This is a genomic window from Sphaerochaeta sp. S2, from assembly GCF_016406725.1.
Classification (GTDB): domain Bacteria; phylum Spirochaetota; class Spirochaetia; order Sphaerochaetales; family Sphaerochaetaceae; genus Sphaerochaeta.
Genome location: NZ_JAEKNT010000068.1, coordinates 1 through 10,367 on the forward strand (window position 1 = coordinate 1; position 10,367 = coordinate 10,367).

Annotated in this window: 8 protein-coding genes; 7 read left to right on the top strand and 1 reads right to left on the bottom strand. The window is 49.1% G+C overall.

The features are described from left to right. Positions 1–208 precede the first annotated feature (208 nt). Positions 209–1,324, top strand: coding sequence for a M23 family metallopeptidase (locus tag JF818_RS01685; protein ID WP_198890262.1), 1,116 nt, complete (start codon positions 209–211; stop codon positions 1,322–1,324). A gap of 74 nt (positions 1,325–1,398) precedes the next feature. Here JF818_RS01685 and secA read toward each other — a convergent pair whose 3' ends face one another. Then, positions 1,399–4,164, bottom strand: a complete 2,766-nt coding sequence (gene secA / locus JF818_RS01690) for a preprotein translocase subunit SecA (RefSeq protein ID WP_198890263.1) — start codon at positions 4,162–4,164, stop codon at positions 1,399–1,401. 111 nt (positions 4,165–4,275) lie between these two features. On the opposite strand from secA, the gene murG reads away from it, so the two are divergent. The 6 genes from murG to JF818_RS01720 form a co-directional block, all read left to right on the top strand. Then, positions 4,276–5,427 carry an undecaprenyldiphospho-muramoylpentapeptide beta-N-acetylglucosaminyltransferase gene (gene murG, locus JF818_RS01695; RefSeq protein ID WP_198890264.1) on the top strand — a complete coding sequence of 384 codons (1,152 nt, stop codon included), beginning with the start codon at positions 4,276–4,278 and terminating at the stop codon, positions 5,425–5,427. Continuing rightward, a complete protein-coding gene (locus JF818_RS01700; RefSeq protein ID WP_198890265.1) occupies positions 5,412–5,939 on the top strand; it encodes a CvpA family protein in 528 nt (175 codons plus the stop codon). The genes murG and JF818_RS01700 overlap by 16 nt, the downstream gene beginning before the upstream one ends. Next, complete coding sequence (locus tag JF818_RS01705; protein ID WP_198890266.1) at positions 5,932–7,104, top strand: hypothetical protein; 1,173 nt, start codon at positions 5,932–5,934, stop codon at positions 7,102–7,104. Before JF818_RS01700 ends, JF818_RS01705 begins: the two co-directional genes overlap by 8 nt. Further along, on the top strand, positions 7,101–8,294 hold the full coding sequence (locus JF818_RS01710) for a nitrogen regulation protein NR(II) (protein ID WP_198890267.1): 1,194 nt from the start codon (positions 7,101–7,103) through the stop codon (positions 8,292–8,294). Before JF818_RS01705 ends, JF818_RS01710 begins: the two co-directional genes overlap by 4 nt. Then, entirely contained in the window at positions 8,284–9,645 is a 1,362-nt protein-coding gene (locus JF818_RS01715) for a sigma-54 dependent transcriptional regulator (RefSeq protein ID WP_198890268.1), read from the top strand. Before JF818_RS01710 ends, JF818_RS01715 begins: the two co-directional genes overlap by 11 nt. Then, on the top strand, positions 9,632–10,367 hold a 736-nt coding region (locus JF818_RS01720; RefSeq protein WP_198890269.1), incomplete at its 3' end, for an ATP-dependent DNA helicase. The genes JF818_RS01715 and JF818_RS01720, both read left to right, overlap by 14 nt.

Here is a 10,367-nt window from a genome sequence, read left to right on the forward strand (position 1 = left end):
ATTGTACCCCTTACCACACTTTCGGCTACCTCTGGATTGTGGTATGTTTTTGTCTGTGGCTGGTCAAAAAGCATCATAGAGGCCAATCTGATGAAAAAAATCCCAAGAATAAGGGAAATAAGCAAGGTGAAGAATCTGATATATGTATGTTTTGGACTGGTAGCCATGATTGATTTATACTACTATGTAGGAAAGGTAATGTCGAGCTATGGGAAAAGACTACTATGATGACATGCAAGAGCGGCCTTCTTGGCGTTCAGGAAGGGATGGCTCTGAAAATAACCGACCGAGCAAAGGGCTGATCTGGACGATTGCCCTGGGTATCGCTATCTGTGTGGTGGTAATTGTGATCTGGTATCAGTTTTTTCCAGTGCAGAATCAAGGCAATGAAAATCAATCTACAGTGATTGAGGAGGTGTTGCCTGAGGTGAAGGAAATTGCTGATGCCCCGCAAATCAGCAGTGATGAGACCCCAGAAGGAGCCATATCTCCATCTGATGCACCGGTAGTGGATACGGAGAGTGCCAGGGCAATTGATGACGCTCCCCCGGTACGTAGAACACCCACCACCAGTAGTGCTTCCATCCAGTATGCAGAGCATCTGGTCAAGGAAGGTGAGGATCTTGCGTCCATCGCAGATTTATACAGCCTCAAGCCACAGACCCTGATCAGTGTGAACAAAATCCGGAATATCCAGGCTGTCAAGGAAGGGGTTACCCTTACCATTCCCGACCGTGATGGTCAGCTCTATACAGTGAGAGAGGGCGACATGCTCAGTACAATCGCCCGAAAGTACAGCCCTACCTTGGGGTGGAAGACTTTGCAGGAGCTCAACAACCTGAAGAATGAGAGAATTTTCGTTGGTCAGGAACTTTTCATTCCTGATACCTCATCATCCTCTCTTGCCCAGCTCACTGATGTTTCCCCCATCCAGTTCCAGAAACCGTCCCCAGGCTCCATCAGTAGGCTCTTTGGACAGTCTTTTGAGAACCCCACAACCGGAGAGAATGAAATCCTCGCAGGAATACTCATTGAAGGAGATTGGGGAGAAGCTGTTGTAGCTTCAGCCAAGGGTGAAGTGGTAGATGCAGGATATGAGCAGAAGGGCAGGGGAAGATTCGTAATCCTTAGCCATGAGGGTGGCTACAGAAGCAGCTATTACCATCTGGAGAATGTAAGTAATGATGTACGCATCGGTGCAAGTCTCGAAAAGGGACAGGTTATAGGAAGTATCGGAACCAGTGGCACCGATTATGAGCAGCCGACGCTCTTTTTCAGTATCGAACAATCTGGAATTGCACTTGATCCAATGCAATTCTTCTAAGATCAATCGTTCTCAATGTATGATAAAAAGGGAGACCGCAAATGCAGTCTCCATTTTCTTGTTTGGGCATATCCTCAAGCATTCTTTCCGCAGCAATGCTTGTATTTCTTACCGCTCCCACATGGGCATGGGTCATTCCTTCCCACCTTTGGGGTCTGTCTTCTTACCGTAACAGGAGCCGTGTCCCCTCCACCTTGTACTCGTCTGGGGCCTTGGCTTGCACTACTGAAAGCTCCTTGTGCCTGGTGGCTCTCCACTGTCTTGGCTTCCTTGGCTTTCTGACGGTACTGCTGTTCCGGTTTGGTGATCTTCACCCTGACCAGGGTTTGTGCCATGAAAACCTTGATCCCTTCAAGCATCTCGGTAAAGATCTCAAATCCTTCCACCTTGTACTCAACGAGGGGATTGCGTTGTGCATAGCTTCTCAATCCTACTGCATCACGTAGATCCTCAAGAGCTGTGAGATGGTCCTGCCATCTGAGATCGATCTGACGGAGGTAGTTGAAACGGAGGAAATCGTTGAATGGTTTCTCACCAGTGAGGGCAACCTTGTCATCAATCTCCTTGTCGATATACTGCCGCAGTTGTTGTTTGTACTCATCTGCAGAAGCTTGCTCGGGAAGGGGAGGGATCTCAAGGTGGAATGTGGTGAGCATCTCCTCAAGCAGCTTGATTCCTTTCTTGTCATCCTTGCCATCGGAGAATACCTGGTCAACCATATCATCGCTGATATCGTGACAAATACCCCTGACGCGTTCCAGTAGGTGCTCATCACTGAGGATTGCATCACGCTCATCATAGAGATAATTTCTCTGTTCATTGAGCACATCATCATAATCAAGAAGGTGCTTCCTGATTTCAAAGTTGCGATCCTCTACACGCTTCTGGGCTTTCTCGATTGCATTGCTCAGCATACGGTGTTCAATGGGCTCCCCATCTTGCATGCCGATCTTGCCGAGCATGGTCTTCAGATTCTCAGAGGCGAACAGGCGCATCAGTGGATCATCCAGGGAGACAAAGAATCGGCTTGCACCAGGGTCTCCCTGACGGCCACTTCGACCACGCAACTGATTATCGATACGTCTGGATTCATGTCTTTCAGTTCCAAGGATATAGAGTCCGCCGAGTTCCTTTACCTCTTCATAATCATGCTTCCATGCAGGGTATACTTTCTTGATTGCTTCAGTAAGCTCCTCAGCACTAGCATCAGCCCCACAGATGGCTCTTGCTCTCCCGTCTAGGCTGCCACCAAGCTTGATATCGGTTCCACGTCCTGCCATGTTTGTGGCAATGGTAACCGCTCCCTTGGCACCAGCGTTCTCGATGATCAAGGCCTCTCGTGCATGGTTCTTGGCATTGAGTACCTCGTGCTTGACGCCCATTCTGCGAAGCAGGACTGAGAGCAGCTCGCTTTTCTCAATGCTGATGGTGCCGACCAGAATCGGTTGACCTGTACTATGGACCTTCTGGATCTCCTCACAGATGGCCTTGAACTTGAACTCTTCATTATAGTAGACCAAATCCGGAAAATCTTTTCTGACGATCGGCTTGTTGGTTGGGATGACCACAACATCGAGGCCGTAGATCTTGAGGAACTCAGGAGCTTCGGTATCTGCGGTACCGGTCATGCCGCTGATCTTGTCGTACATCCTGAAGAAGTTCTGGTATGTGATCGTGGCAAGAGTCTTGTTCTGACCAAGGATCTTTATTTTTTCCTTTGCCTCAATTGCCTGATGGAGACCCTCGCTGTAGCGCCTGCCGTGGAGTATGCGGCCGGTAAATTCATCAACAATCTGTACCTGTCCTTCGACGACGACATAGTCTACATCGGGGGTATAGAGTCGAAGTGCCTTTACTGCCTGGGTGACGTAGTGGACATACTCGAAATTCTCATCCTCATAGAGTGAACCGTTGATGATATGGTACTTGTTCAGTAATTCCTCAATATGGTTCATTCCTTGGTTGGTGAAAGAAACCCGCTTTTGCTTTTCGTCCAGCTTGTAGTCCCCATGTTCCTCGAATACGGGAGCCTTGCGGTCGAAACGTGCAAGTGGGTCGGGTTCATAGTAATCACCGGTATCAGGATTCTTTTCACACTCACTGAGTAGAGGTGCTATCTTTGCTGCTCCCAGTACCTGAGCAGAGTCATCCTCACTCTGTCCGCTGATGATCAAGGGAGTCCTTGCCTCATCAATAAGGATTGAGTCGATTTCGTCTATGATGCAGTAGTGATGTTTTGGCTGAATTTTTTCCTGCTCAGACCACTTCATGTTATCCCTGAGATAATCAAACCCAAACTCATTGTTTGTACCGTATGTAACATCCTTGGAATAGGAACTCCGTTTTGCTTCATTGTCCATGGATGAGAGAATGACACCCACGGAGAGCCCCAGGTATTCATAGACAGGGCCCATCCAGGAGGCATCACGACCTGCAAGATAGTCGTTTACGGTCACTACATGGACGCCTTTTCCGGTAAGCGCATTCAAATACGCGGCCGGAACACAGGTAAGGGTTTTTCCTTCACCGGTTTTCATTTCCAGGATCTTTCCCTGATGAAGCACCGCTGCTCCCATGATCTGCACATCGTAGTGTCGTTCACCCAATACTCGGCTTGCTGCTTCTCGTGCCAAGGCAAAGGCCTTGGGCAAAAGTGAGTCAAGGCTTGCACCTTGTGCCACCTGTTCCTTGAAGCTCTGGGTTTGCTGGCGCACCTCTTCAGCACTGAGGCTCTCTGCCCAGGCTGCTTCCTTGTTGACCAGCTCTACGAGTGGCTTGAGGGATTTGAGGTCCTTATCTTGTTTGGTTCCGAACAGTTTGGTAAATAGTGAGGTGCCCATGAATTTCTCTCTTGTTGCGAATATAGGGGCTTGGCCCCTTCTTGTAAGTATACTCATACTGGAGTTGCAAGAAAAGTAGAAGTGTCTGGAAAAGATGGGACAATTATACCCATGGTGTATCAAAGTGATACAATTCTGCTGGAGCAACTGCTTTCATTGTGCTATAGTGATGCCATGGTAGTCTGTTACACAGGGGGAGGAACCCTCGGACACGTTTTCCCAGCCTTGGCTGTCCATGAAGAGTTGGCTCTCTTGCCGGACTACCGCTGTTTTTGGATCGGGCGTGAAGAAACCTCCGAGAAGGAGGCTGTTGCGCGCTATGGCATTCCATTCTTTGCAATACGGTGGGGGAAACTTCGTCGCTACTGGTCCTTCAGGAACTTCCTCGACATCGGAAATATTTGTATTGCATTCTTCCAGTCTCTTCGTATTCTGAGAACTCAGAGACCTGAGGTACTCTTCTCCAAGGGAGGGTTTGTATCAGTACCCCCGGTATTGGCGGCGGCAGTATTGCGTATTCCGGTGGTAAGTCATGAGAGCGATGCAACACCCGGTCTGGCGACCAGGATAAATGCAAGGTTTTCAACACGTATCTGTGTTCCTTTTTCCGAGGGATTCACATCACTGAAGAAGTACAAGCTGGTGGTAACAGGGAACCCTATACGACGGTCTCTGGTGCTCGCATCAAGACAAGATGCATTGCAAAGGCCAGCGTTCTTAGGGCCGTCAGAGCCCTTGATTCTTGTACTGGGTGGTAGCAGTGGTTCAGCACAGATTAATCAATTGGTGCGAGAGTCTCTTGATTCCCTTACTGAGATGGGGTATGTCTATCATCAGTGCGGGGCAAAGGGTATACAGCACATAGTACATGACCACTATCAGGAGGTGCCCTTCATTGATGAGGCATTGCCCCTTCTGTTGAAACATGCCACGGTGGTGGTCAGCCGAGCAGGTGCGAATACCTTGGCTGAAATTGCGTTGTTTGGCTGTCCATCCCTTCTCATCCCCCTGGGTGGGGCATCAAGCAGAGGTGACCAGATAGACAACGCTCGTCTGTTTGAGCAGAAGGAAGCGGTGGTGGTGCTCTATCCAGACACCTTGGATGTGAAGCAATTTCTGGAAGGTGTATCTTCCTTGGTTACTGACGAGAAGCTTCGCTTCAGGTTGCGTGACAATCTGGGAAAGCTTGCTCATGAAACGAGTGCACAACATATAGCAACTGTGCTGAAAACAGTGAAGGAGTCAACATGCAGTGGGGTTTGACCATAGGTTCTGTATATTTCAATTCTATTGATATCATCGTTTTCTCGCTTGCAATCATTGGAGGAATCGCAGACACCCTTAGCGGGTTTGCTGATGCATTCAGCCATCGCAGTGGCTATATCATCGGTTTTTTCTCTGCACTGATGTTCACCAAGCTGATTGCTGAATTGTTGGTTAAGTCATTTGCCCTTCCCAGTCTGCTTGCAAGTCTTATCAGTTTTGTGATCCTGTTCTTGATTGGCTATGCTTTGATGCGATTTGTGGGAAATCTCTTGGAAACAGCACTGAATGCCACCGGCCTTCGTTCGGTCAATGGTCTGCTTGGTTTCCTATGGGGAGTCCTTGAAGTTGGCATCGTGTGTGCCTTGGTGATCTATGTGCTGGAACTCCAAACAGTCTTCGACCTTTCTGCTGTATTCGATAAAAGCCAATTCACCCTCAATGTAGTGAGGCCGTTGGTTCCCGAGACGGTAAACTGGTTCGCTTCAACAGTGCAGGCCCCTAATGTTTGAAGCCTTGAAGGAATACCAGAGGGGAGTGGCTGAGCAACTACAAGATCAGATAACCTCTGGTACGCTGAGTCAGGTAAACCTGTTTGGGGGAAGTCGGTACAGCCTCAGAATGAGTTTTGCCCTTGAGACTGCAAGGGTGCTCTCCTGTAATCAAGGGGGAGATGATCACTGTAGTTGTGATAGTTGTCGGAAATTCAGAAACCTCACCGTTTCAAATGTGGTCATCATCAGTCAGAGGGATCATCGAAGCGTTATCGAGACGAGTCTCTCCACCTTTGAAAGGCTCTATAATGATTTTTCCAGGCAATTCGTCATACAGAGTATCCGGCGGATGTTGTTGCAGTATCATCCAGCCTTGCTCTCAGGTACACAGACACAGAGTCAGAATACAGCTGCGGCCCTCGCGGGGCAGGTCAATGACCTCCTGGTGGATTTTGCACGGATGGAGATAGGGAATGCCTCCCAGGCCAAGAAAGCAGTCAAGGAAATGCGAAGTGCACTGAAAGGACTCTTTACCGCAGCCAAGAAGAATACCACGGTGACCATCTCTCAGGTGCGGGCACTGGAACATTGGAGTGGCCAGACCAGCATGGGGGATGGGAAGCGATTCATCATTCTGGAGGCGATGGAGATGACAAACAGCTCTGCGCGCAACAGCTTGCTGAAGATGCTTGAGGAGCCGGCGAAAGATACCTACTTCTTCTTGATCAGCGAGTATCCAAACCGGATTATGCAGACAATCCTTTCCAGGGTACGCAGGTACGCATTTCCGCCACTCTCCCGGGAGGCGGTTGGTACGTACCTCCAACCATTCTATCTTCACGACAAACAGTACGACTCCTTGGAGTCTTTCTTCCTTGAAGGTGGTGGTATGGATCTCTCTCGTGCCACACAGATTGCTGAGCTTTTCGTTGCATCAATACAGGAGCAGCGATACCTGCAGAGTAGTGAGATTGCATCACTGCTCAAGGAAGTTGATGATATGCAAGGGTATGAGTTTGTATTGAAGGCAATGCTTGAATCGCTTAGGCGGGTGATGCCATCCAGGTCACTGCTTGCGCTCTCATCACTGGTCAATACTACCTACAATAGGGCGCAGCTCTACAACCAGAACAACCGTCTGATGCTTGAATCCCTGTACTATCAAATGATGGAGGAAGCATGAAAAACTTTGTCCAACGGGCAATCCAGAAGATTGACCAACTTGATACCAATCAGATAGTGGAGATCCTGAAAAGCCAATCCAGTGATCTTGAGATGCTGGAGAGTGTACTTGAGTCAATCCAGGATGGGGTAATCCTGACCGACGAGAGAAAAATCGTCCACTATGCAAACAGCAGATGCCGTACCCTCATTCCCATGGCAAGAATGCGGAATTATGAAGGGATGGCCCTCTCCCGGGTCATTGAGGATGAACATGTCCTTCACTATATTATGCTGGCACTCAAGGGAAAGCACCAGGATGAAGAAAACGAGTTCACGTTCCAGAAAGGAACCAAGATGCAGACCATCGCTGTGACGGTTTATTCCTACTTGAACAGCTCTGAGAGAATGAGATCTTCCTTTGTGATCATGTTGAGTGATGTCACGGAGCATAATGCAAATGAAGCCAGGCTTCGTAGGAGTGAGAACCTTGCATCGATGACCACCATGGCCGCAGGGGTAGCCCATGAGATCAAGAACCCGCTTGCAGCAATGGGAATCCATTTGCAACTCCTGAAAAAAGCGTTTGAAAGGAAGGAGTCCCTTACCCTTGGTGATGCAGAGCGGTATCTCTCTGTCTTGGAAGAGGAAATCAGTCGCCTCAACGGTATTGTGGTGGATTTTCTCTTTGCGGTACGGCCCATGGATACACGGCTGCGCCTTGCTCAGATGACCAAGACATTGGAGGATATCTGCTCTTTCGTTGAGCCGGAACTGGAAGAGCATAACGTTCACCTGATCAAGGATTTTGCGTCTTCACTGCCTCGGTTGGAATATGATGAGCATCTTCTCAAGCAAGCAGTACTCAACCTGATAAAGAATGCTATGAATGCCATGGAGGGAGGGGGGAAACTCATTCTCCAGACCAGGCTGGATGGGGACCATGTGGTGTTGAAGATCCAGGATACCGGCATTGGTATGGATGAGGAGACGCAACAGAAGATATTTGAGCCCTACTTCACTACCAAGGCTACCGGTACAGGGCTTGGGCTGACTGTGGTCTACAAGATCTTGAAAGAACACAAGGGAGATATTACGGTGCAGAGCAAGCTTGGAGAGGGAACTGTATTTACCCTTACATTCCCTGTCCCCAAGAGTGAACGGCTTGCACTGAAGTGGGATACGGTAGCGGAGGTACACTATGAGTCGTAACATCCTGATATGTGATGATGAGAGAAATATCAGAAACGGCCTAGCCTTGGCCATGGAACTTGAAGGTTTTGAAACCCTTGAGGCAGAGGATGGAAAGGTGGCCTGGGATATGGTGAACAAGCAGTCGGTTGATCTTGTCATCACTGACCTGAGAATGCCGAACATGAGTGGAGAGGAATTGCTGAAGAAGATCAACAGTGCCTATCCCCGCATGCCGGTCATCGTACTCACCGGGCATGGGACCATTGAGACCGCAGTGGAAGCAATGCGCTCAGGAGCCATCGATTTCTTCACCAAACCGGTTGATCTGGACCGCTTGACCCTGGTGGTTAAGAAAGCACTCTCCAATAATGATCTCTATGTAGAACATGAGAGACTGAAAGAGGAAGTTGCCCAACTCAAGGCTCGTAATCGGTATGACCGAATCATCGGCAAGAGCCAAAAAATGGTGGAGTTGATGGACATTGTAAGCCAGGTTGCACCAACAAAAGCCTCGGTGCTGGTCACCGGGGAGAGTGGAGTAGGCAAGGAGCTTGTTGCCGATGCAATCCATGAACTGAGCAATAGAAGCAAGGGACCCTTGGTGAAAGTGCACTGTGCTGCCTTGACTTCGAGCTTGCTGGAGAGTGAGTTGTTTGGACACGAGAAGGGATCCTTTACCGGGGCGGTGAAAGAGAAACGCGGACGGTTCGAACTAGCTGATGGGGGAACAATCTTCCTCGATGAAATCGGGGAGATCGATGCAGCCACCCAGGTGAAACTACTGAGGGTGTTGCAGGAGAAGCAGTTTGAACGGGTAGGTGGAGAGAAACCCATTTCTGTCGATGTCCGTATCGTGTGCGCAACCAACCGGGATCTGCTTAAGGAGATTGAGAAAGGCAATTTCCGTGAGGATCTGTACTACCGACTTAATGTCGTTCATCTAGAGGTACCTCCACTGAGGGAAAGGAAAGATGATATTCCACTCCTGATGACCTCATTCCTTACGTTGTTCAGCAAGGAGAACAACCGTAGTATTGAGGGGTTCTCCCCTCAGGCAAAACGCGCCTTGCTCAGTTACGACTGGCCGGGGAATATCCGGGAACTCAGAAATTGCATAGAGAGCGCCGTTGTGCTTGCCCGTGGGTCGGTCATTGAGTATGATGACCTGCCCCCAAGTGTCACCAAGGCGGAGAATTCACAGAATCTCTCCCTCGATGTCGGCATAACCTTGGCTGAGGCGGAAAAGCAGTTGATCATCAGCACCCTTGCACAGTGTGGGGGGAATAAGACCAAGGCAGCAGAGGTCTTGGGTATTGGAAGGAAAACCTTGCATAGAAAAGTACAGGAATATCACATTGACCAAGCATGACATCTATCAGATTTTTGATAAGGATGGGTTGTTGGAGCAGAACTTCCCCTCTTATGAGTATCGCGAGGGACAACTCAATATGGCTGACCTTGTCAGGGAGAGCTTTGAACGCAATGCCATAGCAGCGATAGAGGCGGGGACCGGTATCGGTAAATCCTTTGCCTATCTTGCTGTTGCACTCTATGCCGCAATGCAATCCCCTGATGAGCGCACGGTGGTTGCAACCAGTACGATCAACCTGCAAAAACAGCTGTATGAGAAGGATATTCCCATGCTGTTCAAGTTTCTCGGCTTATCCTGCAAGATTGCACTTGCTGTGGGCAGGGGTAACTATCTCTGCATAAACCGATTCATGCAGGCAAAGGCCGATTCCTCCCTGCTTGTCCAAGACCCGGCCAGTGAACTCTATCAGGTGGGGCAGTGGATCAAGGAGAGTGAAACCGGTCTGTTTGCAGACTTTCCTGGTCGGCTGAGTGGAGAACTGAAAGGGGAGATCTGCAGTGACGGGGATCTCTGCCAGAATCACGCCTGTGCATACTTTCGTGACTGTTTCTATTTCAAGGCAAAGGCAAAGGCGAAGGATGCGAAAATCATTATCAGCAACCACCATTTGCTTTTTACTGATGCCCAGAGCCGATTCATCAGTGATGTAGGCTATGAAGAGGAGATGATTCTTCCTCCGTTCAATCGACTGATCATTGATGAGGCTCATAATATAGAGT